Source organism: Aeromonas sp. s12 (assembly GCF_040907925.1).
Classification (GTDB): Bacteria; Pseudomonadota; Gammaproteobacteria; order Enterobacterales; family Aeromonadaceae; genus Aeromonas; species Aeromonas veronii.
In genome coordinates this window covers 210,648-236,946 of sequence record NZ_JBFOCT010000008.1, presented here as the reverse complement: position 1 = coordinate 236,946, position 26,299 = coordinate 210,648, and the positions used below count along the sequence as shown (strand labels likewise).

Annotated in this window: 22 protein-coding genes and 1 other RNA gene; 7 read left to right on the top strand and 16 right to left on the bottom strand. The window is 59.1% G+C overall.

Going from position 1 to position 26,299, the window contains the following annotated elements:
* Positions 1–53 precede the first annotated feature (53 nt).
* Together AB5Y67_RS03340 and AB5Y67_RS03335 are read right to left on the bottom strand one after the other, a co-directional pair.
* The gene (locus AB5Y67_RS03340; RefSeq protein ID WP_236367608.1) at positions 54–1,100 is read right to left on the bottom strand and encodes a hypothetical protein; all 1,047 of its coding nucleotides are present in this window, start codon (positions 1,098–1,100) and stop codon (positions 54–56) included.
* A 253-nt stretch (positions 1,101–1,353) separates the two neighbouring features.
* Positions 1,354–2,769, bottom strand: coding sequence for a GumC family protein (locus AB5Y67_RS03335; protein ID WP_368207572.1), 1,416 nt, complete (start codon positions 2,767–2,769; stop codon positions 1,354–1,356).
* Positions 2,770–3,010: 241 nt separating this feature from the next.
* On the opposite strand from AB5Y67_RS03335, the gene AB5Y67_RS03330 reads away from it, so the two are divergent.
* Genes AB5Y67_RS03330 through AB5Y67_RS03320 form a run of 3 tightly spaced genes read left to right on the top strand, consistent with a single transcriptional unit; the run spans position 3,011 to position 5,923 of the window.
* Complete coding sequence (locus AB5Y67_RS03330; protein WP_325793792.1) at positions 3,011–4,066, top strand: glycosyltransferase; 1,056 nt, start codon at positions 3,011–3,013, stop codon at positions 4,064–4,066.
* A 31-nt stretch (positions 4,067–4,097) separates the two neighbouring features.
* Positions 4,098–5,291 carry a glycosyltransferase family 2 protein gene (locus tag AB5Y67_RS03325; RefSeq protein WP_069527365.1) on the top strand — a complete coding sequence of 398 codons (1,194 nt, stop codon included), beginning with the start codon at positions 4,098–4,100 and terminating at the stop codon, positions 5,289–5,291.
* Positions 5,288–5,923, top strand: coding sequence for a sugar transferase (locus tag AB5Y67_RS03320; RefSeq protein WP_199427456.1), 636 nt, complete (start codon positions 5,288–5,290; stop codon positions 5,921–5,923). Before AB5Y67_RS03325 ends, AB5Y67_RS03320 begins: the two co-directional genes overlap by 4 nt.
* Before the next feature lie 281 nt (positions 5,924–6,204).
* Here the strand turns inward: AB5Y67_RS03320 and AB5Y67_RS03315 are convergent, their stop codons facing one another.
* The 6 genes from AB5Y67_RS03315 to AB5Y67_RS03290 all read right to left on the bottom strand — a co-directional run bounded on the left by AB5Y67_RS03315 (position 6,205) and on the right by AB5Y67_RS03290 (position 12,358).
* Complete coding sequence (locus tag AB5Y67_RS03315) at positions 6,205–7,206, bottom strand: glycosyltransferase family 4 protein (RefSeq protein ID WP_139735580.1); 1,002 nt, start codon at positions 7,204–7,206, stop codon at positions 6,205–6,207.
* Positions 7,207–7,286: 80 nt separating this feature from the next.
* Positions 7,287–8,777 (bottom strand): SpoIIE family protein phosphatase, encoded by a 1,491-nt coding sequence (locus tag AB5Y67_RS03310; RefSeq protein WP_199427455.1) that lies wholly within the window; start codon positions 8,775–8,777, stop codon positions 7,287–7,289.
* 23 nt (positions 8,778–8,800) lie between these two features.
* The gene (locus AB5Y67_RS03305; protein WP_005360129.1) at positions 8,801–9,469 is read right to left on the bottom strand and encodes a tyrosine-protein kinase family protein; all 669 of its coding nucleotides are present in this window, start codon (positions 9,467–9,469) and stop codon (positions 8,801–8,803) included.
* Position 9,470: 1 nt separating this feature from the next.
* Positions 9,471–11,576, bottom strand: a complete 2,106-nt coding sequence (locus AB5Y67_RS03300; RefSeq protein WP_199427454.1) for an SLBB domain-containing protein — start codon at positions 11,574–11,576, stop codon at positions 9,471–9,473.
* Positions 11,577–11,594: 18 nt separating this feature from the next.
* A complete protein-coding gene (locus AB5Y67_RS03295) occupies positions 11,595–12,011 on the bottom strand; it encodes a hypothetical protein (RefSeq protein ID WP_005351415.1) in 417 nt (138 codons plus the stop codon).
* A complete protein-coding gene (locus AB5Y67_RS03290) occupies positions 12,008–12,358 on the bottom strand; it encodes an STAS domain-containing protein (protein ID WP_005333409.1) in 351 nt (116 codons plus the stop codon). The genes AB5Y67_RS03295 and AB5Y67_RS03290 overlap by 4 nt, the downstream gene beginning before the upstream one ends.
* A 338-nt stretch (positions 12,359–12,696) precedes the next feature.
* On the opposite strand from AB5Y67_RS03290, the gene AB5Y67_RS03285 reads away from it, so the two are divergent.
* Both AB5Y67_RS03285 and AB5Y67_RS03280 read left to right on the top strand, forming a co-directional pair.
* A complete protein-coding gene (locus AB5Y67_RS03285; protein WP_005351410.1) occupies positions 12,697–13,188 on the top strand; it encodes a molybdopterin-dependent oxidoreductase in 492 nt (163 codons plus the stop codon).
* An 8-nt stretch (positions 13,189–13,196) separates the two neighbouring features.
* Positions 13,197–15,023 (top strand): ATP-binding protein, encoded by a 1,827-nt coding sequence (locus tag AB5Y67_RS03280; RefSeq protein WP_047435143.1) that lies wholly within the window; start codon positions 13,197–13,199, stop codon positions 15,021–15,023.
* 317 nt (positions 15,024–15,340) lie between these two features.
* Here AB5Y67_RS03280 and ffs read toward each other — a convergent pair.
* The 8 genes from ffs to AB5Y67_RS03240 form a co-directional block, all read right to left on the bottom strand.
* Positions 15,341–15,437: signal recognition particle sRNA small type (gene ffs, locus AB5Y67_RS03275), an RNA gene on the bottom strand.
* A gap of 102 nt (positions 15,438–15,539) precedes the next feature.
* The gene (locus AB5Y67_RS03270) at positions 15,540–16,328 is read right to left on the bottom strand and encodes a sulfite exporter TauE/SafE family protein (protein WP_005336920.1); all 789 of its coding nucleotides are present in this window, start codon (positions 16,326–16,328) and stop codon (positions 15,540–15,542) included.
* Positions 16,329–16,435: 107 nt separating this feature from the next.
* Positions 16,436–17,872, bottom strand: coding sequence for an arginine-ornithine antiporter (gene arcD, locus AB5Y67_RS03265; protein WP_005336921.1), 1,437 nt, complete (start codon positions 17,870–17,872; stop codon positions 16,436–16,438).
* Positions 17,873–18,230: 358 nt separating this feature from the next.
* Positions 18,231–19,010, bottom strand: coding sequence for an SDR family NAD(P)-dependent oxidoreductase (locus AB5Y67_RS03260; RefSeq protein ID WP_199427453.1), 780 nt, complete (start codon positions 19,008–19,010; stop codon positions 18,231–18,233).
* Positions 19,011–19,062: 52 nt separating this feature from the next.
* A complete protein-coding gene (mmsB, locus tag AB5Y67_RS03255) occupies positions 19,063–19,983 on the bottom strand; it encodes a 3-hydroxyisobutyrate dehydrogenase (protein ID WP_199427452.1) in 921 nt (306 codons plus the stop codon).
* Positions 19,984–20,034: 51 nt separating this feature from the next.
* Positions 20,035–21,147 carry an enoyl-CoA hydratase/isomerase family protein gene (locus AB5Y67_RS03250; protein ID WP_199427451.1) on the bottom strand — a complete coding sequence of 371 codons (1,113 nt, stop codon included), beginning with the start codon at positions 21,145–21,147 and terminating at the stop codon, positions 20,035–20,037.
* Positions 21,148–21,165: 18 nt separating this feature from the next.
* A complete protein-coding gene (locus tag AB5Y67_RS03245; RefSeq protein ID WP_199427450.1) occupies positions 21,166–21,948 on the bottom strand; it encodes an enoyl-CoA hydratase in 783 nt (260 codons plus the stop codon).
* 140 nt (positions 21,949–22,088) lie between these two features.
* A complete protein-coding gene (locus tag AB5Y67_RS03240; protein WP_199427449.1) occupies positions 22,089–23,246 on the bottom strand; it encodes an acyl-CoA dehydrogenase family protein in 1,158 nt (385 codons plus the stop codon).
* 306 nt (positions 23,247–23,552) lie between these two features.
* Between AB5Y67_RS03240 and AB5Y67_RS03235 the strand changes: the two genes are divergently transcribed.
* Entirely contained in the window at positions 23,553–24,695 is a 1,143-nt protein-coding gene (locus tag AB5Y67_RS03235) for an isovaleryl-CoA dehydrogenase (protein WP_199427448.1), read from the top strand.
* Positions 24,692–26,293: a carboxyl transferase domain-containing protein gene (locus tag AB5Y67_RS03230; RefSeq protein ID WP_199427447.1), complete on the top strand. Its 1,602-nt coding sequence runs from the start codon at positions 24,692–24,694 to the stop codon at positions 26,291–26,293. The genes AB5Y67_RS03235 and AB5Y67_RS03230 overlap by 4 nt, the downstream gene beginning before the upstream one ends.
* Positions 26,294–26,299: the final 6 nt, after the last annotated feature.

Below are 26,299 nucleotides of genomic sequence, written 5' to 3'. Positions count from 1 at the left end.
GCAGCATTCGATACTTTCCGGAAGAAAGGGCTGTAGGTTCGATTAAATAGCCTTTAAAACCTTATGGTTGATATATACTCCGAAATAGCTTTGCTAATTGCGGCTCTTTCTAAAGAGTCAAGATTCAACTCATCATAGAAACGTACTTCTCCAACATGATTGGATTTTCCACTATTAGAGATATTAATCTTCAATAACGGCTTTCTATCTGAAAATTTCATAAGTGAGTTTATGTATTTTTCGTCAATTTCTTTTTCATCAACAATAAGAACAGCTGCACTATAGAGATTCATACCCCTGATATAGTTATCATCTAAGATGTGAATTGCAGACTTTATTTGAAGCGACCATAAGGATTCTTGTATATCCATAGCAACTTTATTATGAACAGCATCACCTAGTTGATAGCTAACGATTAAAAAATTCATGCCTGAATATTCAGTTCTACCTAATGACTTCGGTAAAAGTGACTCTTTATCAAAAATTACCTCAATGAGTTTCTCAGAAATAGAAGTAATTTTTGAACCATCTTTATCTATGTAACCAAACTGAATTAATTTGTTAATCGTTATGCTTTGAAATAAATCCTTGGTTTTCAATAAGCCTGAAATCTGTTGATTTATACCACCAACGGTCATTAAATCAAATTTCGAGTTTATATATAACTCTTTCAAAAAGCATAATTCGGTAAAGGTTAGGTCTTTACACGACGTAATAAAATGCCGTTTAACCTTGGCTCCAATTTCTTGCTCAATTATACCTTTCATCAATTTTGCATATATTAAAACCTTTTCATTCTCTATATCTTGAATGCAAGAAGACAAAACTGCATAGTAATCACCCAAATCGAATTCTTTATTAATAAAGTCTTTAACTTTATTTTCATCCTGACTATCATTTAACAATGCCTTATGGAACTCTTCCAATCTATTTTCTGTTCTATCAGTGAAATAGTTCCGACTATGTAGAACTAAAGACTTTGTAAGGTCATAAACAAGTCCACCACCAGGTACTAATGCAGTAATCCCCTCTTTAGCTAAAAGTTCAGCTACGGTTATTGCAGATCTTTTTGACCTGATTAAGCTTTTCTCACGATCCATGAACTAATCTCCGAAGGCCTACGCCACATTAAGTAGGTAAGAAACTCTACCACCAAACGTACAAAGTTGTATTATTAAAATTTAAGCCTATTTGAACCAAAACCTCCAAGCATCGTGAACCAACATTAATGTTTTATTAAAAAATGACCAATCATCTTTATATAATGCACCTTCGCTTACTATAAAAAAGGCCTTATCACAAGACCTTTTCAGAAATATCCAGATTCAGGCTGATAGCCCGTTTTTACGGCAATCACCCCGGCTCCGGTGATAAGGGCAACACCTGCCCATCCAGCGCATGATCACTATTGGATGGATAGTCCGGCACCGGCTCGCAGTAGGGAATGCGGCTTAGCACCGGCGCCTTGACCAGGGTGGCCAGCTGATCGGAGCGGCGCAGGCTGGCATCCGCCAGTTCGGCCACCAGCGCCAGACCGCAACCGAGCCCCAGCCCGCCAACAATTCCCGCCAGCAGAAACAGCCAGAGCGGGTAGTTGCTCGGCTTGCTGGGGGCGAAGGGTTTGTCGATCACCTTGATCCGCTCCCCCTGCTCGAAGTTGCCCAGATCACCGGTCACCTTGGCCTTCTCATAGCGCAGCAGCAAATCCTGATAGAGGGTGCGTTTGACCGCCAGATCCCGCTCCAGCTCGGCGAGTTGGCGCTCGGTATCTCCCTGGGAGTCGACCACCTTGTCCAGCCCATCCAGCTGACTCTTCAGGCCGGCGGTGTTTTGCTCCGCCTCCGTCAGCTGCGTCTGGGCCAGTTGCCACTCGGGCCCGCGGGCCATATCCGGCTGGGATTTGAGCTGCTCGAACTCCTGCTGCAACTGGTCAATCTGATAGCGCAGACTCTGCACCTTGCTGTGCTCGTCGCTGTAGCGGGCACGCAGCAATACCAGCTCGGTGCGCATCAGCTGCAGCTTCTCATCCAGTTGGCGGGCCAGCTGGCTCTCCTGCCCCAGCGATAGCTGATCGACCCGGGCCTTGGCCTGCTGCAGGGTGATCAGGCTCTCTGCATAACGCTCCTGCAAGCCATAGAGACGGGCGACGTTGGTACTCTGCTGCTGGGGCAAAGCGCTGGCATGCTCCCGTTTAAAATCGGCGAGCAGCTGCTCAGCCGCTTGCAGTTCGCTGCGGCGGCTGTCGAGCTGGCTTTGCAGGAAACGTTCGGACGATTCCGCCGACTGGCGCCCCTTGCTGAGCAGGTTGAAGAAGAAGCGCCGTGAAATGGCTTCGAGCAAACCGGCGCTGTTGGCCGCCGAATCCGCCTTGACCTTTATCTCGATCACCTCATCGCCGATCAGCCGCAGCGAGACGGCACTCGAGAGCCAGTCCATGATGGCATCGCGCTGGGCAGGCGAGGTCTCGTCATTGACCAGGCCGCGATCCCGCGCCACCCCGTCCAGCACATAACGGCTGCGCAGCAGGGCTTCGAGCACCGCAAAGCGATCCTTGAGACTCTCCTGAGTGATCAGATCCTTGAGGGTCGGGGTCTGGTTGGCATCTTGCGGCACCATAAAGGTGGTGCGGCTCTCATACTCCTTGGGGGTGAGCAGGCCGACCGTCACGCCCACCAGCGGCATCACCAGTACCGGGATCACCAGCAGATAGCGGCGCCGCCAGGCGGCAAAGAGAATGATGTAGAGGTTGTAATAGAACTGGACAGGCATGGCATCACTCCCTGAGAAAAGCCCTCCCCCCGCACGATGCAAAGGCAGTGCCACCAGAGGTGCTGATCGCCTCTGTGGTCAGATCACAAGAGTGGTACAAGATTCGCATTCTCCCGCTATCCGGGGTGTCACCCCTTCCCTTGCCGGAGCGCGAACCATGTTGTCATCAACCCCGTCGCACAGACCCCATCCCCGCAGGGGCGCCAGCGCCCAGCCCGTCTTACAACCTGTCGTGCAAATCGTGCAGCACCTGCAGCCGGGCGGGCTGGAGACCATGGTGCTCAACCTCACTCAGGCGAGCCCTGCCGAGCAGCCGGTGCATATCATCTCCCTCGAAGGGCGCAAAGGGGATGTGCTAAGGGCATGGCCCGCCCTGCATCCCTTCGCGGACCACATTCACTGTCTGGAAAAGCCCGCGGGCTGGTCGCTGGCGACCCTCTGGCGGCTCACCCGACTGCTGCGCCAACTCAAGCCCGTCGCGGTACATACCCACCATCTGGGGCCCATGCTCTATGGCGGTCTGGCCAGTCGGCTGGCCCGGGTGCCCACCCTGGTACACACAGAGCACGATGCCTGGTATCTCGATGATCCCCATCAGCGCACGCTGGCCCTGTGGGGACTGCGCGCCTTCAAACCCATTCTGGTGGCCGATGCCACGCCGGTGGCCAACCAGCTGCTGGCCAAGCTGGGCCAGCTGTCGCCAACCGTGATCCCCAACGGCATCGATGAGCTGCGCTTTGCCCCGGGCGCCGCCGCCCTCGCCCGTCAGGAGATGGGATTGCCGCAAGGGGTCAAACTGATTGGCTGCGCCGCCCGCCTTGAGTCGGTCAAGGGTCACACCTTGCTGCTGGAGGCAATCCGCGCCCTGCCGGAGGAGGTGCATCTTGCGTTGGCAGGGGTCGGCAGTTTGCAAAATGCGTTGCAACAACAGTGTCAGCAGCTGGGGATCTCCCATCGGGTCCATTTTCTGGGGCTGGTCGAAAACATGCCGCGCTTCTATCAGGGGCTGGATCTTTTCTGCCTCCCCTCGCTGGCGGAGGGGATGCCGCTTTGCGTGCTGGAAGCGCAGGCGTGCGGGGTGCCGGTGGTGATGAGCGATGTGGGAGCGGCCAGAGAGATCGTCTGCCAGGCCAGCGGTCATATCCTGTCGGAGCGGGATCCCGACCGCCTTGCCCAGCTTCTGGCACAAGGGTTGCTGCACTGCCATAGCCTGCGTGCCGTCACCCGAGAGTTTGTGTGCCAGCAAAGCAGCTTGAGCCGGATGGCTCAGGCCTATCAGCAGCTTTACAGCCGCTGATCAAGCGACCCGATGACCAGAGGAGCATCCCATGGAATGGATCATGATCGTGTTCTGGCTGTGCGCTGTACTGGTGGTCTACCACCATGTCGGCTATCCCCTGCTGCTCAAATTCGGTGGTCGGCAGGCGCGCAAGGTAGCCAATCCACCGCGCCCTCTGGATCGAGGGTTCAAAACAGACGCCACCGATGAGGCGCTGCCGACCATCACTTTGCTGATGCCGGTCTACAACGAGGCGGCGACCATCGCGGCCAAGCTGCAAAACCTCGCCAGCCTCGATTACCCCGCCGACAAGCTGTGGGTACATGTGCATTTCGACGGCTGCAGCGACAACAGTTACCCCATTGCGCTGAGCCAGCTCGGTGATCCCGCCCTGCAGCAGTTGCAGATCAGGCTGTTTGATCACCCCCGCAATCGCGGCAAGGTCGCCGTGCTCAACGAGGCCATGACCCGGGTGCACAGCGATCTGGTGGCCCTCACCGATGTCTCGGCCCTGCTGCCCATCGACAGCCTGCTGCTGGCGGTCGCCCATTTTGCCGATCCCAAGGTAGGGGTGGTCGGGGAAGCATACCGCTTCTGGCAACCGGGCTCTCAGGGCGAGGAGAGTTACTGGCACTATCAAAGCCAGATCAAACTCTGCGAGTCGGCCCTTGGCGGCATGCTGGGGGCTCACGGGGCCTTTTACATGATGCGCCGGGAGTGCCTCACCCCGCTGGCCGCCGATACCATCAACGACGATTTCATCCTGCCGATGCAGGCCATCGCCAAGGGGTATCGGGCTGTTTATGACAATCGCTGCGCCGCACTGGAGCTGGAAGTTTCCAATGCCGCGCTGGAAGCGACACGGCGCAAGCGGATCGGCGCTGGCAACACCCAGCAGCTGTTGCGGTTGCTCCCCCTGCTGCACCCCAAGTTCGGCTGGGTTGCCTTCAACTTTGCCAGTGGCAAGGGGCTGCGGGTGTTGATGCCGCTCTGCCTGACCCTGCTGTGGCTCTGCGCCATCCCGCTGGCCACCCAATCCCTGCTGTTTCAGCTGCTGCTGGGGCTGCAACTGCTGGGGTATCTGCTGGTCATCCTGATCCAGCTGACCCCTGTGCACCCCTGGCCCAATCTGTTTCGCAAGATCCACTATCTGGTACTCGGACACTGGTACAACGGCATGGGCACCCTGCGCTACTGCCTGCGCGCCCCCATACGTTTCATGTCACAGGAGAAAGCCGTATGACACACCCCATTCCAAGATTGACCCTGGTGGTCAAACGCAGCATGGATCTGCTCGGTGCCACTCTTGGCCTGCTGCTGACGCTGCCGTTGTGGCCGCTGATCATGCTGGCCATCCGGCTCGATAGCCCGGGGCCTGTGTTCTTTCGTCAGCTGCGGATCGGGCGCAGCCACGCCACCCATACCGAGCTCTTTTTCATGATCAAGTTTCGCACCATGCGCGCCGACGCCGAGGCGGGCACCGGGCCGGTCTGGTGTGGCAAGGGGGACAGCCGGATCACCCGCAGCGGCGACTTTCTGCGCAAAACCCGGCTCGATGAGCTGCCGCAGTTTATCAATGTGCTCAAGGGGGAGATGTCGCTGATCGGCCCCCGTCCGGAGCGACCCGGGATCGCCAACCGGCTGGAAGATGCGGTGCCGTACTTTATCGAACGCACCTATGAAGTGGCCCCCGGCATTACCGGTCTGGCGCAGGTCAACCAGGGTTATGACGAATCGCTGGATGATGTGCGCAGCAAGCTGGCGTTCGATCTGGCCTACTCGGTCGCCCTGCTCCACCCCTGGCGCTGGCTGGTGCAGGATATGCATATCATCGGTAAGACGATTGCCATCATGGTTGGCAAAAAGGGGCGCTAATCCCGCCAATCTCAGCCACACCTCGAGACCATCAGGCCATTGCCACTGCAATGGCCTTTTTTATGGCGCATCTTTGTGGCACGTCCGCGGTGATCACTGAGAAGTCAGCGACCTGATCGCCATCATCTGGCCCCATCCACAGGCCTGATGTCCGCTTGCCCCACCGCAGAAACCCAAACGTTGCGTGATCACCGAAGCAATCCGCCCCCTGCAACCCCTAACACCGGCACATAAAAAACGAGTAGCCAGTGGCCACTCGTTTTGACTGGTTTCTCGGTGATTCAGGCGCCGTAGACGGCCAGAATATCGGTCACCCTGTTGTTGACGCTGTACCCGCGGGCTATGGTGTTGCGGGCCGCCTGACTCATTTTGCTGCGCACCACCCCATCGCTGCGCAGCCAGTAGTTGACCAGCTCCGCCATATCCCGCACATGGCCGGGCTCTACCAGCCAGCCATTGGATTTGTGGTCGATCAGATTGACCAGGCCCCCCACCGCAAAGGTACAGACCGGTATGCCGTGAGCCATCGCCTCCAGGGCCACCAGCGGCAACCCTTCAAAGCGGGAGGTGATGCAGAGCAGGTCAATATTGTGCCACTCATTGGCCATGTTCTGGAAACCATGAAGTTGGACGCGATCACCATACTGCTGCAACAAGGCACTTTTCATGGGGCCATCCCCGTAGAGATGAAACGCTCCCTCCGGGCAGAAGGCTGCGAGCTGGCAGAACGCCTCCGGCCCCTTTTCCGGCGAGAGGCGGCCGACAAAGGCAATCCGGTTGCCAGTTACCGTAGCCGGCGTCGCAGGCATGGGGACAAAGTTGCTGATCACCGTGCTTGGCACAGGCAATTTGCGAGCGATGGGCTCGCTCACTGCAATACACTTCGCAAAACGCGCTGTGGTGCGATCCAGCCAGCTGTAAAACTTCAGCAAACCCTCCCCGTCATCTCCACTGTGAAAAGTCGAGACCACCGATTTACCGGTGAACCAGGCTGTCAGCCGCCCCAGCACCCCGGCCTTGTAGCCGTGGGTATGGATCAGCACAGAAGCCGGCTGGCGGGCCAGACGGCGCATAAAATCGCGGCTGTTTTGGCACACCTCGTAGGGCAAGCCCTGTTGTTTGAGCAGGGTCGTAAAGGGGGTCATACCGTGGTTGCTCACCAGCACTATGGTGGGGCGAAATCCCCTGGCCAGCAGATCGTTGGCGAGATGGATAATGTGAACTTCAATTCCACCGACCTGACGCGCATCGATAGCCAGCCAGATCTGCTGCATGGGTAACATAAGGCCCTCCTCCCGTGGCTCCATGCCACCTGAAATGAGGCGCTGCATAGAGCGGGCCAGTCAGGCAAAGAGGGGCAGGATCAGGCGCCGGGACAGGCGACCAGCAAGAGGGTCATGTCATCGAGGGCGGCATCATTGATGCGTTCATCAAACCAGCGGGCAATGCGATGAGCCAGTTGCTCAAGACCGGGCCCCGAGGTCAGGCAGATCGCCTTGAGCTGCGCCTCCCAGCGCTGGCGCTCTGCGGCATCACGGCTATCGAGCAGGCCGTCGGTCCAGAACAGCAGGATCTCGCCGGGCTTGAGCTGACGCTCATTGGTCACGAAGTGGGGATCCGGGCGCAAACCGGGCAAGGGGCCGGTCACGCCGACCTGACGGATGGTGCCGGGCCCGACCAGCCAGGGCGCAGGGTGGCCCGCGCTGGCCCACTGCACCCGCCCCTCGTTGCCGAGCTCAATACAGAGGGTGGTGAGCAGGGTAGCCCCAAGGAGCGGATCACTGTGAACCGCATTGGACAAGATGGTCAGCAAACGGGCGGGGGCGCGCTCCAGATCGTGCGCCGTCAGCAAACCGCGCAGATAACCGGCATAGGCATGGGCAAAGAACTTGGCTTCTGCATCGTGGCCCATCACATCCCCGAGCCACAGCACCCGATCCTTGACCAGCAGAAAGTCCCCGCCCCCCACGGTGGCCGCGCGGGTTTGCAACGCCAGCTGGTATCCCCCTATCGAGGTGGCGGGCAATAACGGGCGCAGCGCCGAGGTCATGCGCTGATCCAGCTGTTCGCCCCATTGCGACTTGAGCTGCTCCGAGCGTTGCAGCACCCGCGAAACCGCCAGCAACAGGTCCTGCTTGGTGATGGGCTTGACCAGAAAGTCATCGATCCCCAGCGCCCCCGCCCGACTCTGGGTCCACTGATCCTGATGACCGGTCAGGAAGATAAAGGGCACCCCCTTCATCTTGGGATCCTTCATCAACTGCTGGCGCAGCCCAAAGCCATCGATCCCCTCCATCTCGATATCGGAGAGCACCAGCGCGGGAGGTTGCTTCCCGAGCGCCAGCAGGGCGGCATGGGAGTCGGCATAACTTTCAACCCGATAGTGCTCATGAAGGTAGGCGGTGAGCAAGGCACGCATCACCTTGTCATCGTCGATCACCGCGATCACCGGCAGCTGGTTGACCGGGCCCTGCTGGCGAAGGGTCACGCGATTGCGATCACCGTCGCGAGAGAAGTGCACCTCGGCAAACAGCTGGTGCACCAGCGCCAGCCCGTATCCCCCCTCCTGCAGCTCATCGGGTAACGGCGCACTGGCAAGACCGGGTTGCGGGCCACCATCATCTTCCAGTATCAGACTCAAGCCCGTTTCATCCTCTTTCAGCGTGAGCCAGAGCCGGGTCGCGGGAGGCGCTGTGTGTTTGACGCTATTGGTGGCCAGCTCACTGAAACAGAGCAGCCAGTTGGCTTGATCCTTTGGGGAGACCTGAAACAGGGAGAGTCCCTGCGCCAGCCGGTTGCGCAGTTCGCGCACCGCCTGCAGGGTTGCCGGAGCAGATCGCAACCAGTCATCCATAGCGGGCCTCCATCAGCGGGCGATCAGATCCGGAAATTGAGCAAGGCACTGCGACGGCACCAGCGCTTGAGCCATTCGGTCACCCGGTTGCTGGGCAACCGGTTGAGCTCGCGCAGGATCTCGCTGGCCAGCCCCGGGTTGAGCTTGTCGTTATAGACAGCGCCAATCAGATTGGCCTCGGCACGGGTCAGTTTATCCACCGCACTTTGTACCACGGTCGTCGGGGTCACCCCCGCCAGCACCACCAGCAGCGCCCCTTCACAGGCCCCACACACCTGATCGGCCGGAATATTGCCCCGATTGAGGGCGGTGAGCGGCGAGGTATCGAAGATCACCACATCGTAATGCTCCAGCCAGCGAACCAGCAGCTGACGCAAGGTATCCTTATTGCGAAAGGCCATCAGATCCTTGCCCGGCGCCGGGAGCAAGGACAAGGAGCGGCCAGTGGCCACCGGCTCGGGCACATCATTGGGACCCCAGGCAACCGCCGTGGCGCGGCCGGGGTGATAGAGATTGAGATCCACCAGCAGGGTGCGCAGCCCATCCGCCTCCGAGCGCCTTGCCAGCGCATCGCAGATGGAGCTCACCCCCTCCCCCCCTTCCGACGAGGTGACCGCCAGCGAGCGGATCCCCCGGGCGACCGTCGCCGCGTAGAGGGATTCGAGCTCCAGATATTGAATGGGGATGCTCATATCAAAGCGTCCCGACCAGGGCCACCACCGAGATCGTGGTCAAGATATCGCGCATGCCATCCATGAAAATGGCCCAGTTGCTGCTCTTGCTGTCAGGGATAAAGACGGTGTCCCCTGCGCGCAGCACCGGTAACTGGCTAAAGTCGGGCTCTTTGGCAAAGCCGTCGAGATCGAAGCTGCGGGCCTGATCCCCCTGACCACTGGTAGCCATGTTGATCACCACAATCTTCTTGATATAGGCGCTGCTGGTCGGGCCCCCTGCCTCGGCCAGCAGATCCAGCAGGGTCATGGAGGAGTCAAAGCGGTAGCGACCGGGACGGGCAATCGCCCCCAACACCCGAATGGTGTTCTCCTTCGGCTCGTCGAGCCAGGGGCGATTCTTCTCCGGCAGGTAGATAGAGTCTCCGGGCAGCACCTTGGGCAGCAAGGTTTCATCGCCAGTTTCAAAGTAGAGGGCAAGGTCGAGCTTGCTGACCCGCGCCGTGCTGCCACTGCGATGGGCGATGCGCACATTGCGCAGATCCGCCGCCGCAGTCGGACCATCGGCGGCCGACAGGATGTCGATAAAGCCCATCTGCTCATTGAAGGCATAGCGACCGGGGGCCCCGACCTGACCGAAGATATAGATGGAACTGTCCGGTGACTGGCGCACCCATTGGGACTTGTTGTCACTGGGATCGGTGGGCAGCTCGGGGATCATGATGGTGAATCCGGCCCGGATCTTCGGCAGGCTGGCCAGCGCCCCGCCCTGATGAAGGAACTTGTCGAGATCAAACAGGGTTGGCGTGGCCTGCCCCCCTGCGGCGGTCAGGATCTGCACCTTGGCGATATCGGCCCGCTCGTTGGGGCCACCGGCGTGGGCGATCAGATCCAGCAACGACATTTCGTCAGACCATTCATAACGCCCCGGGATCCGCACCGCCCCCATCACCATCACCGCCCGCCCGGGTGCCACCTTCAACCAGGACTTCTCGTTGATATCGGTTTTTTCCGGCACAAAGATGGCATCACCGGGTTTGACTTGGGGCAGCGCCTTTTGCATCCCTTCGGTATAGGCCTGCAAGTCGATGGGTTCGATCGTGCCATCGGTGCGCAGCAAACGGATCTGGCGACTCTCGGCATAGCGGGTCGGGCCACCGGCATTGGCCAGAATATCGAGGAAGGAGTCCCCTTCCCGCCCCTCATAGGCGCCGGGTTTGAACACCTCGCCCATGATGTAGATAGTGCGTGCCCCCCGTTTTATCTGCTCTTCATCCTTGGGCACGAAGATGGTGGCGCCCGGCGCCAGATTGGGCAGCAGCTTGTTGTTGCCGGAGTCGAGATAGGCTTTGAGATCGAACAGTTCGGGGGCATCACCATTGATCACCCGGATCCGCTCCACCCCGGCAAAACGGGTCACCCCACCGGCTCGCATCAGCAGATCCACGATGGAGTTGCCACTCTTGAAACTGAAGGCGCCGGGGCTGTTGACCTCGCCAAATACCTTGATCGCCTTGCCGGTATCGCCATCCCCGCCTGCCGCCAGGGTTGCCGCATCAAAATCTATTTGCACGTTGCCGATCAAAGGGGATGCTGGCACGAACACCACATCAAGGGATTGCAATGGCGGCAACACGCTGGCATCGCCGGTATCGAGATAACGCTTGTAGTCGAAGCTAGAGACCGTGCTGCCACGCCGCACCTGCATATTATTGAGCTGGGCACCGGGCACAAGACCGCCAGCGGCATCGAGGGCCATCTGCACGTTGCCATCGGGAGCCAGATCATAACTGCCGGGTTTTTTGACATAGCCCATCACGCTGATCAGCAGCCGCTTCTCCAGCAAGGTGACGGTCAATTGAGAGAGGTTGTTGTAAACAGGTTTGAGGGCAGTGCGGATCAGCTCATCCGCCTGTTGCAGGGTCTTTCCTCCCACCACGACGTTGCCGACCTCAGGCAGTGCAATCTCCCCCTGCTTGTTGATCTGGAAAGGCTGATCAAAAGCAGGCTCACCGGGTTGCACTATGGCCAACCGATCACCGGGAGCCAATAAGGTGGAGGCCAGTAACGGGCAGGTGAACAACAGCAAGAGAACACAGATCAATCCTTCGAGAGCGCCCCGTTTCATAGACATCCTTTTCGTCTGTTACGTCTGCCCCCATTGGCGTAAGGGGAGCCCTGACCAATCAGCACGACAGCCATCCGCTGTTGTCTGTTGCAGCCGCAAACGTACTTGTTGTAGTGATTGTGCCAACACGGTCTGACGCCAGGCTACATCCGACCAGAGCCGTCCGTGCATATCCCGTTCGATATCAATACGTTGAGATTGTAGTCGTTTCAACTCCGCAGGCATACACCCCTGCAGACTCGCTTGCTTTAATTCCGTCAGCTGCAAGTCGAGTTCCTTCTGACGCTCATCATAACGAGACCAGACCCGCCGTTCATCCTCATTGACCGGAATACGGGTGGGTCTTGCCTCGGCCATGCCGCCATATCCCTCCGGCGGCCACTGCGCGCAACCCGACAGCAGAATGGACGATAGCAGGATACCAAAGCGTTTCATGATGCAGCGGCCATCATGCCACGTGAACGCATATAGGCCTTGATGCTCTCATGGCAGGGGATCACCCGGTCGATATGCAGCATCTCCAGCAGGTCATGGGGTTGACCGGGTCCACAGACAAGGGCCATCTGATGCCCGTTCATAATCAATCTTTTATAGAGAAATACCAAGGCTCCGATCCCCGACGAGTCGATAAAATGAACATCGCTGATATCGGCTAGGATATCTCCCGGGTGGGTCGAGAGGGTTTCAAACAACGGGCGGAGCTCACTGACGGCCATCGCGTCAAACTCGTTTTCCAGTACCACTACCTGGATATCATTAAGGGTGTAAGTCATGCTTTCCATCGCTAGCTCCTTGTCGATTCTCAGACTATTTGCTGTCACGGCATTCAGCACGCTGCAAATGTTATGCCGGGCAGTGCCACGGCACTTGTTCTCCAAATGATACTCTTTGCGCCTTATTCATCGACACCCACTCCTCGTTTTGATTGCCAAATTGCAATTAACCTCCCCCGCACGTTGCAAACTGCAATTCACCTTGACCGAGATCGCCCGATAACAGGCTAAATGGCTGATAATTCAAGTCCATTAGACTGGGCCCGATTATTGCTTGCCTTTGGACACACTTCACAAGCCACCGTTGGATCGGCCCCCATGCCGCCATTTTCCAGGAAGGAGAGATCATGAAAGCAGGCCTTTACATCGCACCACTGTTGGCAGCCCTTTGCGGCACCGCATACGCAGCCCCCTCCCCTGACAGCGCCGTGTTGAAGGTTGAAGGCGCCATCAGCAGCCCCACTCATCAGGCTCTGGCCCTGTGGGACAGCGCCATGCTGGATCAACTGCCGGTACACGAAATCAAAACCCATACCCCCTGGTATGACGAAGCCAAGACCTTTCGCGGCCCGCTGCTGCAAGATGTATTGGCCAAGGTCGGGGCAACCGGCAAACAGCTCACCATTACCGCGCTCAATGACTACTCGGTACAGGTGCCGACCAGCGATGCCGAGCAGTATCGGGTCATCCTCGCCCGCACGATCAATGGCAAGCCACTGTCGGTGCGTGACAAAGGGCCGCTGTTCCTTGTCTATCCGTTCGATCAATATCCCGAACTGCAAAACAAGCTCTATTACGGTCGGGCTATCTGGCAGATCAGCGCGATAAAAGTGGAGTAGATCCCATCATGCGTTCCATGGCGGCCAGTCAACGTTTCTTGTTTGTGGTGCTTTGTGTGCTGCTCCTTGCCTTTGCCGGCATAGGTACCATCCAGTACCGGCAATTTCAGGATCTGCAGCGCAGTACCAGCCAGGGCGAAGACAACGTGATGTGGAACTATTTCCAGCTCTATAACGAAGCGCTGCGTTTTCAAAGCTCGCTGCTCCATGAGTCGCAACCGACCTTCCAACTCAGATACGATATTCTGGTCAGCCGCATGGATCTTGTGTTGGAGAGCAAGGATCGCAGCCTGCTTCAGCAAACAGAGATCTACCAGCAGGCAAGCAAAGCCATTCGCTCCTACATCTCTCTGGCGGATATCTGGCTCGGCCCGGAAGCCACCAAGCCGCTGGACAATCTTGCCCATCAGGAGCTGCGCCAACAGCTTGCCTCCCTGCTCCCCCTGCTCCATCAGCTGACCCTGGAGGTGAACCAGCAGGCGACCCTGTTTGATGTGGCGCGTCGCGACAGCGTGAGGGAGCAGATCATCACGACGACACTCATCGCGACCCTGCAATTTGCGCTGCTCTTTGTGCTCGCCCTGCTGATCTGGCGGCAAATGAATATCTCGTTTCTGCAACACAAACTGATGCAGCAGCTCAATGACAAACTGCTGCGGGCAAATCAGGCGGCAGAGGCAGGCACAAGAGCCAAAAGCAGCTTTTTGGCCAACATGAGCCATGAAATTCGCACCCCCATGAATGGCATTCTCGGCATGCTCTCACTGCTGGCCGACCGAGATATGGATCCGAGGGAGCGAGACTATCTGGAGACGGCGCGCGAATCGGCAAACCATCTGCTCGGTCTGCTTAACGACATTCTGGATGTATCCAAGCTGGAAGAGGGCAAGATCGAGCTGCAACTGGCCCCCCATCACTTGCCTCAGCTGCTGGAGGATATCCGGGCCCTGATGCAGAGCAACTGCGATGCGAAAGGGATCAAACTGACCCTGACTGTTGCCCCCGATACGCCGGAGTGGTTGATGATCGACCCGCTGAGGGTGCGCCAGATCCTATTCAACCTGGTGAGCAATGCCATCAAGTTCACCCATCAGGGGGAAGTAAAGATCCATGTTGATAGCACCCTGTTGGAGCAGGATCGCCACTCGATACGCATCTCGATCCAGGACACCGGGATCGGCATGAGCAAAAGTCAGCTAAAGAACCTGTTTCAACGTTTCGCCCAGGCGGATGTCTCGATCACCCGCCAATATGGTGGATCGGGCCTGGGACTTGAGATATCCCGTAACCTCGCACGCCTGATGGGCGGCGATATCTCGGTAGAGAGCAGCGAGGGACATGGCAGTACTTTTACCTACATCTGGCCCGCCAGAGCCACGACCCCCTCGATTGTTTGCCTGCCGTCCAAGCCGCTGGATCAGGAGAGCTATCGCATCTTGCTGGTTGATGACAATGCCACCAACCGCAAGGTGATCGGCGCCATGCTCGACTCCGTGGGCCATCAGGTCACATTGGCCGTTCAGGGAGAAGAGGCGCTGGAGAAACTGGGTCACACCGAATTTGATCTGGTGTTGATGGATGTCCAGATGCCAGTGATGGATGGCCTGGTGGCCACCACCCGGATCCGCACCTCCCAGATGCCTTGGGCAGATATCCCCATCATCGCCCTGACGGCGGATGCGATGCCGGAATCCAAGCAATACTATCTTTCCCATGGCATGAACGGGTATATCACCAAGCCCATCAATAAAGAGACGCTACTGAGCGAGATAAACAGACATATTTCCCATGGGCGGCTCAAATACAACGCAGCCATGCGTGTCACCAAACAATAAAACCTTGGATTCCGGGGTACTGATTGCTCATGTGGGGCAACATTGACGTCTGCAGGCAACTGAATGGGCTTGGGTCTGGAACGCACGCAGGCAAGCAGCTGGGTCACCTTGTGACGTGCACAAAGTTTGTCTCGGGTATGCAGGGATTTTTTGATCTCTTTACGACGACCACGGGGGAGCGTGGTGACTTTCCGGTAATACCAGATGCCGTGGGGACTGAGCCAGAGATTCATCGATGAGCACCTCGTCGTCCACACAAAGTGGATGACCAAGGGCTTTAGGAAGCTAACTTATTGAATTGCAGAAACAAGTGGTGGCCCTACCAGCCACATCCCGGCACTCGAGTCCCCCGCCTTGGCTGCTACCTTCCGGTCCTGACCAGGTCGACGGGTTATCAATGCGAGAGGACCAATAGGACCACCGGCGAGGAGAATAGGCAAACTGGGCGTTCAATGCAACGGCTTTCTACCCTCCAACAGATCGTTTGCCTTATTTTTCAACAATCTGCCGAATGAATCAGCTAAACAGCATAAATTTCGCCCCCACCAGCAGCATCAGCAGGGCAAAGGCCTGCTTGAGGCGTGTGGGTGACAGGCGGTGTGCCAGCTTGGCGCCAATGCGTGCGAACTGGGTACTGGTCAGCACAATGCCCAGCAGGGCGGGCAGATAGATGTAGCCCACACTCCACTCGGGCAGATCGGCATGACCCCAACCCGCATAGAGGTAGCTGAGGCTCCCCGCCAGCGCGATGGGCATGCTGCAGGCTGCAGAGGCCGCTACCGCATTGCGCATTGGCACCGAGTTCCAGCTCAGATAAGGGACCGTGAGCGAGCCACCGCCAATACCAAACAGGGCTGACATCCAGCCAATGATGGTACCGGCAATGCCTGTGCCGAGCGGACCCGGCATATGGCGTTCCGCTTTGGGTTTAAGGTTGAGTCCCATCTGTAGCGCCATGCTCCAAGCGAAACAACCGATGATGATATTGAGGGTGCTAGTGCTGAGCAGATTGGCGGTCATGCCGCCAAGCCAGCCCCCGATCAGCATGCCGGCGCCGAGTCGGCGGATCATCACCCAATCGACGGCGCCTGCCTCCCGGTGGGCCCGCAGCGAGCTGAATCCGGTAAAGATCATGGTGGGCAACGAGGTGCCAAGGGCCAGATGAGTAATGATTTCAGGGTCGATGCCCTGGGCGCGAAAGGTCATGACCAGCACGGGGACAATGATAAGACCGCCGCCGATCCCGAACAGTCCCGCCAGCATACCGGCAAAGGCGCCCAGCAGGAGGTAACCCATAAACAGCATAAAAATTCCTGTGTTAAACAAAAACTGGCCAACACGGCCGGGCAACAGTGGATATCTGCATGAAAAAAAAAAGAGATGGCGCGAGGGCCATCTCTTCATTGTGCCGGTTAGTGCAGTGGAATGGTACCGTCCATCACCTTGTAGAAGGCCAGCACGGCACAGCCAAGCAGGGCCGCCGTCATCCCCTGCTCCAACCGGTTAAGGCCGCGCAGACCGTGATGCTGACGCGCCTTCCAGTAGATGAAGATGCCCGGACTATAGAGCAGCGCCACCAGCAACAGGTACTCCACACCGGCAGCGTAGACCAGCCAGCAGCCGTAAACCGTCGCCACTAGGGCCAGCAGCAGGTCACGCTTGCGCTGATGAGGTTGACCCTGATAGGTCTCCCCTTTCAATGCCAGCTTCAGGCCATAAGCGCCCGAAAAGACGTAAGGCACCAGCGCCGCCGAGGTTGCGATGTTGACCAGCGCCAGATAGGTGCTGCTCTGGAAGTAGATGATGATCAGGAAGATCTGCACCAGACAGGTAGAGCACCAGAGGGACACCTGCGGCGAGCCGTTCTTGTTCTCCTTGGCAAACCAGCCCGGGAACACACCGGTCTTGCCCGCGATGTAGGGCACTTCAGCGGCCAGCACGGTCCAGCTGAGCAGAGCACCCATCACCGACACCACCAGACCGATGTTGATAAGCCAGGCGCCCCAGGGGCCGACCACGGCTTCGAGGATCATGGCGGTCGAAGGGTTCTTGAGCGCCGCCAGTTGCGGCTGGCTCATGACACCTAGCGAGAACAGGGTCACCATCACATAGAGTGTCAGGGCGCCGAGCAGCGCCAGCACGGTCGCGCGGCCCACATCCTTGCGATGACGGGCACGGGCAGAGACCACCACGGCCCCTTCAATCCCGATAAAGACCCAGAGGGTCACCTTCATGGTGGACTTGACCTGATCCATCACGGAGCCCAGCTCCATGTTGTTCTGGCCCCAGATATCCAGAGTGAAGGTATCCATGTTGAAGGCCAGCAGGATCGCAACACAGAAGACGATGAGCGGCACCATCTTGGCGATGGTGGTGACGATATTCACCAGTGCAGCAACCTGTACCCCGCGCAGCACCAGTGCATGCACCGACCAGATCAGGATGGAGGCCAGCGTGATGGCCACCGGTGTATTGCCGTCACCGAAGATGACGTTGTCCGGCGTATCGAAGAAGTAGCTCAGGGCGCTAAACACTACGATGGCGTAGGAGACGTTGGCCAGCAGTTGGCAGAGCCAGTAACCCCAGGCGGCGTTGAAGCCGATAAAATCGCCGAAACCGGCTTTGGCATAGCTGAAGATACCGCCATCGAGATCGGGGCGGCGCATGGAGAGGTTCTGATAGACCAGCGCGAGACAGATCATGCCAAGACCGGTGATGGCCCAACCCAGGGCGACAGCCCCGGCACTGGCATGCGCAGCAATGTTTTGTGGCAGACTGAAGACCCCGGCGCCGACCATGGAGCCGATCACCAGCGAAATGAGGGCGCCCAGCCCTAGTTTCTTGTCCATTTCAATCCTGTTTATTTAGGCGGCGGCAGAGCGTCCGTATTCATACTGCGCGCAATATGGGAGGGGCTGGGAATCCTGACCCCGTGAAAAAGGCGGCAACTATATTGCATGACTATTCCGACCGCAATCCCTCGTCCCGTCAATCATGCACCGCCTTGACCGCGCGCAATTTTACAGCACTGACCCATATGGCCTGTGAGCTGGCTCAAATTAACCAAGACCCATTGATATTTCTCATTTTTCTGCCAACACAACCTGACTCGCATGGTTCCTATGCATTGCCATTCAGGCACTCTCTGTATAAATAATCTGCATAAAAAAGCCCCGGTGGAAACACCGGGGCCCATTATGTAAATCCCTATAAACGCAAACCGCCATCCAGTTCTATCATCCTTCCCGACAGATAGTCGTTGGCAAAAATAAAGCTCACCGTCTCGGCCAGCTGCTGCGCCTCGCCAAGGGTGCCGACCGGAATGGCCTGCTGCATCCGCGCCATCGCCTCCGGCTTCATCGCCGCCGTCATGTCGGTGGCAAACACCCCGGGGGCAATCCCCATCACCCGAATGCCATGGCGCGCCAACTCCCGCGCCCAGGTCACCACCAGCGAGGCTACCCCCGCCTTGCTGGCGGCATAGTTGCTCTGGCCAATATTGCCGGCGCGGGCGATAGAGGAGATGTTGATGATAACGCCCCCCTGCCCCCCTTGCGCCATCAGCGCCGCCCCCTCGCGAGCGCAGAGGAAGGTACCGGTGAGGTTGACGTCAATCACGCTCTGCCACTGGGCCAGCGTCATCTTCTCCACCAGCTCACCCTCTTTCACCTTGATCAGCATGCCATCGCGCAAAATGCCGGCGCAGTTGATAAGACCGTGCAGCACGCCAAAACGCCCTTTGATGGCGGCAAACGCGGCTTCAACCTCGGCTTCGCTCGCCACATTGCAGACAAACAGCTCGCACTGACTATCTTGATCACACTGACCATTCTGGCTGTGAACCATGGCGGCGGTCGCCTCCAGATCGGCGCGATTGATGTCTAGCAGCGCCAGCTTCGCCCCCAGTGCGCCCAGGGCCAGCGCAATGGCCCGTCCCAAGCCACGTCCGGCACCGGTAATAACGATGACCTTATCTTTGATATCCATCAATGCTCCTTGTAGCTGGTCGAGGGGAGATGCCTTGAAGAGAGTTGGCCCGTCAGGCGGGATCCTGTTTATCCAGATAGAGTTCGACGATGCTGGAGAAATCGCGGCTCCCCTGCCCCTGAGCGGCATGCAGGTTGAACAGGTTACGCGCGAGCGCCCCCATCGGCACAGCGCTGTGGCCATGCTCGGCCAGCGCCATGGCCAATCCCAAATCTTTCACCATCAAACGGGTCATAAAGCCCCCCTGATAGTTGCGGGCGGCAGGGACATTCTCCATCACCCCGGGCCAGGGGTTGTAGCGCTCCAGACTCCAGTTGTTGCCGGAGCTCTTGCCCATGATGGTAGAGAGCACGGCGGGATCCAGCCCCTCCTTCACCCCGAGGGCCAGCGCCTCGGCAGTGCCCGCCATGTGGATCGCAAGCAGCATGTTATTGCACATCTTGGCGATCTGCCCGGCGCCCAGCGTCCCGGCGTGAAACAGGTTCTGCCCCATGCAGGCGAGCAGAGGTTTCGCCGCCTCGAAATCCGCCGCGTTGCCGCCAACGATAAAGGTGAGCGTCCCGGCGGCCGCACCGGCGACACCGCCCGATACGGGGGCATCAATAAAGCGCAAACCGCGTGCGCGGGCCGCCTCCCCGACCTGACGGGCAGAGTCGACATCGATAGTGGAGCAGTCGATCACCAGTGCACCAACCGGCAGGGCTGCCAGCAGATCCTGCCCGCCCCACTCACCGGCGCTCTCGCCCAACCAAAGGGCGCGCACATGCTCCCCCGCAGGTAGCATGCTGATCACCACCTCGCAGCCGGTCACCGCTTCGCGGGCACCTCCTGCCGCAATACAGCCCGCTGCAATGGCTCGCTCGACACTGTGGGCAACCAGATCAAATACCTGCACCGTATGCCCGGCCTTGGCCAGATTGGCTGCCATGGGTCCCCCCATGTTGCCTAGCCCGATAAATCCGATCCTTGTCATTCTGCTTGCTCCTTGCGTTGCTGATGGCGGCGTCCGCCGGTTGCCAAGATGTTATTCCTTGCAGGCCAACGGATTGCGCCCCTGCGGCCAGCGATAGAACTCGTCCAGCCACTCCCCCTCCGGTGGCAACTGTTGCCAGCGGGGATCTTTATCCTTGTCGATCAGCAGTGCCCGTACCCCTTCCACAAAATCCCCCTTGAGCACACAGTTGACCGAGAGGGTCAGCTCCTCGGCAAATACCTCTGCCAGTGAGTTGCGGCGAGCCTGCCAATATTGACGCCACAAAATGGCGCGGCTGATGGGGCTGCCGGTGCGGCAGAGCTGCTGCGCCTGCTGGAGTACCGTCTCCTGTTCATCGAACTGAGCCTCGAACAACCGCGCCAATACCCCTTGCAGCGTGCGCCCCGCCAGCAGGGAACCGATCCTCTGTTGATGGGGCAGCAATACAGGCGCTGGCAACCGGGCCGCTACCTCACGATGCAATCCCCTGAGCAGCAGGTCGATCTGCTCACGGGGCTCACCACTGCCAGCCCAGTCGAGTACGGCGAGGCGTGACAACAGCGCACTGCGCTCGCCACTGGCGATGGCGTGATCCGCCAGCCCAAGACCGATGGCATCACTCCCGTTGAAGCGGGCGCCAGTCAGACCGAGCCAGAGCCCGAGTCGCCCCGGCATCCGGCTTAAAAACCAGCTTGCCCCCACGTCGGGGTAGAGGCCGATGGTCACCTCCGGCATGGCGAACAGGCTTCTTTCGGTCACCACCCGAAAATCGGCTCCGGCAAACAGGCCAATACCGCCCCCCATGCAGATACCGTCCGCCACGCAGATCAGGGGCTTGCGGTAAGAGTGGATGTGGTGGTCGAGCCGGTACTCCTGCTCGAAAAAGTCGCGGGCATATTCGAACAGTTCCGATCCGCTTGCCTCCTGTTTGCGGTAATAGAAGGAGCGGATATCGCCACCGGCACAAAATGCCTTCTCACCCGCCCCCTGCAACAGCACACAGACGATGGCGGGATCCTGCTCCCAACGGGTCAGCGTCTGTTGCAGGATCTGGATCATCGGCAGGCTCAATGCGTTGAGAGACGCCGGGCTGTCGAGGGTCAACACCCCGATCTGATGACCATCTTCGGTGGGATAACAGCTAACCTTGACCGGCTCACTCATAAACGGCTCCGTATGGATTTATTTTGTTGGGCCATATTGCCAGCGCGGTAAGCGTTTCTCCAGGAAGGCGGCCACCCCTTCACGCTGGTTGGCATCGCTAAAGAGATCGAGAAACAGCGCTCGCTCAAGGGGCAAGGCGGCATCCCGCGGGCCGCTGCGGCCCTGATTGATCAGGGTTTTGCAGGCGCGCAGGGCGCTCGGGCTCTGGCGCTCCATCAGATGGGCCATCTGGTGCGCCGCCTCCCATGCCTGACCGGTTTTCACCACCTCCTCCACCAGCCCCATCTCGTAGGCCAGCGAGGCACTCACCTTCTCACCGCAGAGGATCATCCGCTTGGCCCAGCCCGGCCCCACCAGCTCGGTCAGGCGCTGGGTGCCACCGGCACAGGGAAGCAAGCCCACCGATGCTTCCGGAAGTCCCAGCAACGCCTGCTGCTCGGCGATACGGATATCACAAGCCAGCGCCACTTCCAGCCCGCCTCCCATGGCATAACCATTGATGGCGGCGATACTGACGCCGTGAAAACGAGCCAGCGCCTCGAAGGCCTTGCCAAAGGCCTCGGCTACTTCGCGGGCCAGCTCGACATTCCCCTCGACAAACATATTGAGGTCGGCACCGGCGCAGAAAAATTTGTCGCCCGCACCACGGATCACCAGCGCCACCACATCGGGACGACTGTCGAGCTCCACCATCACCTGCAAAAAGGCCTGCAGGCTGGCGAGAGTCCAGGTGTTGGCAGGGGGATGGTCGAGGGTGATATAGGCCACGTGGCCATGATATTCGAGTCTGATCCTTGTCATAGCATTGTCCTTGTCGATGAAGCTGCCGCCATGATGACAGGCTTGAATGACACCAACCTGTGGCTGGCTCACAAAGCCGAAACCGGCATGGCATGGTGCAAATCGGGTGGCAGGCAACACACCCTTGATGCGACCACCGGTTAGCCCAGCGACAAACCGGGATCGGCCAGCAGGCGGCGCGCGATGATGAGTCGCATCACCTCGTTGGTGCCCTCCAGAATGCGGTGTACCCGTGTATCGCGCAGATAGCGCTCGAGCGGATACTCGCGGATATAACCATAGCCGCCAAAGAGTTGCAGAGCCTCATCGCAGACTCGATAACCCACATCGGTGGCAAACCGTTTGGCCATGGCGCACCAGGCACTCTTGTCCGGTGCCCCGCGATCCAGCTTGTCAGCGGCCTGACGCACCAGCAAACGGGCGGCAGCCAGCTCGGTCGCCATATCGGCCAGGCGAAACTGCACGCTCTGGAATTCGCTGATCGGGTGACCAAATTGCTGGCGCTGCTGCACATAGACCAGCGCATCGTCCAGCGCCTGCTGGGCGGTGCCCACCGAACAGGTGGCAATATTGATGCGCCCCCCATCGAGGGCCTGCATGGCGAACTTGAATCCTTCCCCCTCTTCGCCCAACCGATAACAGGCAGGAATGCGAACCCCGTTGAAAACAACCTCCCGGGTCGGCTGGCTGTTCCAGCCCATCTTCTCTTCTGCCTTGCCATAGCTCACGCCGGGGGCATTAGCCGGCACCATAAAGGCAGAGATCCCCTTCGCACCTTCACCACCGGTACGGGCCATCACCACCAGCACGTCAGTGCTGCCCGCTCCCGAGATAAAGACCTTGGTTCCCTCGATGAGGTAGCTATCACCCTCGCGAGTGGCTCGGGTCATGAGTGCCGCAGCATCGGAACCCGCCCCCGGCTCGGTGAGACAATAGGAGCCCAGCAACTCGCCGCTGGCCAGTTTGGGCACCCACTCTTTGGCAACCTCGGTGGGTAACCAGCTTCCCAGCATCCAGCTCACCATGTTGTGGATAGTCAGATACGCCGTGGTCGAGGTACAGCCCATGGCGAGGCGTTCGAAGATGAGGCTCGCATCGAGGCGCGGCAGCCCCAATCCGCCAAACTGCTCCGGGGTATAGAGACCACAAAAACCTAGCCCGGCCGCCAGCTTGATGGTCGGGATCGGAAAATCATGCTCCTTGTCCCAGCGCGCGGCATGGGGTTTGAGCGCCTCATCGGCAAAGGCGGCGGCCGCCTCCACATACGCCTGTTGATCATCGGTCAGGGTAAAATCCATCTTGTCGTTCACTCCCTTGTTGCCCCGCGCATATTTTCCCGCATTAGTGCTTTATGACGCGGCGCCCACACGCTGCGTCAGTCGGATCTGCCACTATGGCGCTGTTGTCGTGGTAGCTGCTGACTCTTTCACTACCACCGCTTTATCGACACACAACAGATTAACAATTGATTTACGTTTACGCTAACGTAAACTTGTGGCAGAAGTGAAGTACAAAAATGGACCGACCACTGCCAGCCATAACGCAGAGTCAGCCGGTCGAACCAACCTTCCTACCCGACTGTCATATCCGCAAGGAGAGCATGGATGCAGATGGATGAGACTCTGAATGCCCTGACCGAACAGGTTGCGGCTTTCTGCCAGAAAGTGATCGCCCCACGCGCCAGCGAGATCGATCAGAGCAATGCCTTCCCCCGCGATCTCTGGCCCCGGATGGGTGAGCTGGGGCTGCACGGCATCACGGTGACCGAGGAGTATGACGGGGTGAACCTCGGCTATCTCGCCCATGTGCTGGTGATGGAACAGGTGAGCCGCGCCAGCGCCTCGGTCGGCCTCTCCTACGGCGCCCACTCCAATCTCTGTATCAATCAGATCCACCGCCACGGCACGGCGGAGCAAAAAGCACGCTATCTCCCCCCGCTGGTGAGCGGCGAGCATGTGGGGGCGCTGGCCATGAGCGAGCCGGGCGCAGGCTCCGATGTGGTCAGCATGCGCCTGACCGCGGAGCGCGAGGGGGATCACTTCGTCCTGAACGGCAACAAGATGTGGATCACCAATGGCCCGGATGCCGACACCTTCGTCATCTATGCCAAGACGGATGCCAGTGCCGGTCCCAAAGGGATTTCTGCCTTTATCGTCGAGGCGGGGACTCCCGGTTTCACTACCGCCCAGAAGCTCGACAAGCTGGGAATGCGCGGCTCCAGCACCTGCGAGCTGGTGTTCGACAACTGCCGGGTGCCGCAGGAGAACCTGCTGGGCACCCTGCACGGCGGGGTCAAGGTGCTGATGAGCGGGCTCGATTACGAGCGGGTGGTGCTGGCTGCGGGCCCCCTTGGCATCATGCAGGCCTGCATGGATGTAGTGCTGCCCTATGTGCGTGAGCGCAAGCAGTTTGGTCAAGCCATCGGCGAGTTCCAGCTGGTGCAGGGCAAGCTCGCCGACATGTATACCCGCCTCGCCAGCAGCCGGGCGCTGGTCTACTCGGTGGCGAGCGCCTGCGATCAGGGTCGCACCAGCCGTAAAGATTGCGCCGCAGCCATACTGTTTGCCGCCGAAAACGCCACCCAGATGGCCCTCGACGCTATCCAGCTGCTCGGCGGCAACGGTTACATCAACGAATACCCCACTGGCCGCCTACTGCGGGACGCCAAACTCTACGAGATCGGCGCCGGCACCTCGGAGATCCGCCGCTGGCTCATCGGCCGCGAGCTGATGGGAGAAAATGCATGAGTCGTATCCACTCCCGCCTCGACACGGCGAGCCCGGAATATGCGGCCAATCGGGCCGCCATGCAGGGGCTGGTCGACGATCTCCACGCCCGCATTGCCGAGATCGCGCTAGGGGGCGGCGCGGCCAACAACGCCCGCCATCAGGCCCGTGGCAAGCTGCTGCCCCGCGAGCGCATCAATCAGCTGCTGGACCCGGGCTCCCCGTTTCTCGAACTGTCGGCGCTGGCTGGCTGGCAGGTCTATGACGAGCCGGTACCCGCCGCCGGTATCATCACCGGCATCGGCCGGGTCTCGGGCAGGCTCTGCATGCTGGTGGTGAACGACGCCACCGTGAAGGGTGGTACCTACTACCCGCTCACCGTGAAAAAACACCTGCGTGCCCAGACCATCGCTGAGCGGCTGCGTCTCCCCTGCCTCTATCTGGTGGATTCCGGCGGCGCCTTTCTGCCGATGCAGGATGAGGTGTTCCCCGACCGGGATCACTTTGGTCGCATCTTCTACAACCAGGCCCGCATGTCGGCCCAGAATATCCCGCAGCTGGCGGTGGTGATGGGGCTCTGCACCGCAGGCGGCGCCTACGTGCCCGCCATGGCGGATGAATCCATCATGGTCAGGGAGCAGGCCACCATCTTTCTGGCGGGTCCGCCGCTGGTCAAGGCCGCCACCGGCGAGGAGATCAGCGCCGAGGCCCTGGGCGGCGCTGAAGTGCACTGTGCCCACTCCGGCGTTGCTGATCATATGGCCCGTGACGATGCCCATGCGCTGGCCATCGCCCGCACGCTGGTTACTCATCTGGGTAACGAGCCGATAGAGAGCAGCCCCGGCTACGAGCCCCCCTGCTACCCGATCGAGGAGCTCTACGGTCTGGTGGGCACCAGCCTCAAACGCCCTTACGATGCCCGCGAACTGATTGCACGACTGGTGGATGGTTCTGACTTTGACGAATTTAAGGCGCTGTTCGGCACCACTCTGGTGACCGGCTTTGCCCGCATTTGCGGCATGGAGGTGGGGATCCTCGCCAACAACGGCGTGCTGCACAGCGACAGTGCCCAGAAGGGGGCCCACTTTATCCAGCTCTGTAATCGCCGCTCCATCCCGCAGCTCTTTTTGCAGAACATCACCGGCTTTATGGTGGGGAGTAGCGCAGAAAAGGAGGGGATCGCCAAGCACGGCGCCAAGCTGGTCACTGCAGTGGCCTGCAGCCGGGTGCCCAAGATCACCCTGATCGTCGGCGGCAGCTTTGGTGCCGGCAACTACGGCATGTGCGGCCGCGCTTATGAGCCCGATTTTCTCTTTAGCTGGCCCAACAGCCGTATCTCTGTCATGGGTGGCGAACAAGCTGCCGGGGTGCTGGTGCAGGTGCGCAGGGACAAGCTGGCTGCCGAGGGCAAGAGCCTGAGCGAGCAGGAGGCGGCCGCCATCCGTGCCCCGGTGATCGAGCAGTATGAGCGGCAGGGTCACCCCTACTTCGCCAGCGCCCGCCTCTGGGATGATGGCGTCATCGACCCGGCCCAGAGCCGCACCGTACTGGCACTGGCGCTCGCCGCCTGTCAGGGGGCCCGCATTGAACCCGAGCAGTACGGCATCTTCCGGATGTAAGGAGCA

Coding starts and splice junctions, on each gene's coding strand:
- AB5Y67_RS03305 (WP_005360129.1), bottom strand. CDS start 9,469: ATGAGCATCCCCATTCAATATCTGGAGCTCGAATCCCTCTACGCGGCG.
- AB5Y67_RS03290 (WP_005333409.1), bottom strand. CDS start 12,358: ATGGAAAGCATGACTTACACCCTTAATGATATCCAGGTAGTGGTACTG.
- AB5Y67_RS03310 (WP_199427455.1), bottom strand. CDS start 8,777: ATGGATGACTGGTTGCGATCTGCTCCGGCAACCCTGCAGGCGGTGCGC.
- AB5Y67_RS03250 (WP_199427451.1), bottom strand. CDS start 21,147: ATGAGTGAGCCGGTCAAGGTTAGCTGTTATCCCACCGAAGATGGTCAT.
- AB5Y67_RS03240 (WP_199427449.1), bottom strand. CDS start 23,246: ATGGATTTTACCCTGACCGATGATCAACAGGCGTATGTGGAGGCGGCC.
- arcD (WP_005336921.1), bottom strand. CDS start 17,872: ATGGACAAGAAACTAGGGCTGGGCGCCCTCATTTCGCTGGTGATCGGC.
- AB5Y67_RS03315 (WP_139735580.1), bottom strand. CDS start 7,206: ATGTTACCCATGCAGCAGATCTGGCTGGCTATCGATGCGCGTCAGGTC.
- AB5Y67_RS03230 (WP_199427447.1), top strand. CDS start 24,692: ATGAGTCGTATCCACTCCCGCCTCGACACGGCGAGCCCGGAATATGCG.
- AB5Y67_RS03300 (WP_199427454.1), bottom strand. CDS start 11,576: ATGAAACGGGGCGCTCTCGAAGGATTGATCTGTGTTCTCTTGCTGTTG.
- mmsB (WP_199427452.1), bottom strand. CDS start 19,983: ATGACAAGGATCGGATTTATCGGGCTAGGCAACATGGGGGGACCCATG.
- AB5Y67_RS03340 (WP_236367608.1), bottom strand. CDS start 1,100: ATGGATCGTGAGAAAAGCTTAATCAGGTCAAAAAGATCTGCAATAACC.
- AB5Y67_RS03280 (WP_047435143.1), top strand. CDS start 13,197: ATGCGTTCCATGGCGGCCAGTCAACGTTTCTTGTTTGTGGTGCTTTGT.
- AB5Y67_RS03320 (WP_199427456.1), top strand. CDS start 5,288: ATGACACACCCCATTCCAAGATTGACCCTGGTGGTCAAACGCAGCATG.
- AB5Y67_RS03235 (WP_199427448.1), top strand. CDS start 23,553: ATGCAGATGGATGAGACTCTGAATGCCCTGACCGAACAGGTTGCGGCT.
- AB5Y67_RS03270 (WP_005336920.1), bottom strand. CDS start 16,328: ATGCTGTTTATGGGTTACCTCCTGCTGGGCGCCTTTGCCGGTATGCTG.
- AB5Y67_RS03260 (WP_199427453.1), bottom strand. CDS start 19,010: ATGGATATCAAAGATAAGGTCATCGTTATTACCGGTGCCGGACGTGGC.
- AB5Y67_RS03245 (WP_199427450.1), bottom strand. CDS start 21,948: ATGACAAGGATCAGACTCGAATATCATGGCCACGTGGCCTATATCACC.
- AB5Y67_RS03295 (WP_005351415.1), bottom strand. CDS start 12,011: ATGAAACGCTTTGGTATCCTGCTATCGTCCATTCTGCTGTCGGGTTGC.
- AB5Y67_RS03325 (WP_069527365.1), top strand. CDS start 4,098: ATGGAATGGATCATGATCGTGTTCTGGCTGTGCGCTGTACTGGTGGTC.
- AB5Y67_RS03285 (WP_005351410.1), top strand. CDS start 12,697: ATGAAAGCAGGCCTTTACATCGCACCACTGTTGGCAGCCCTTTGCGGC.
- AB5Y67_RS03335 (WP_368207572.1), bottom strand. CDS start 2,769: ATGCCTGTCCAGTTCTATTACAACCTCTACATCATTCTCTTTGCCGCC.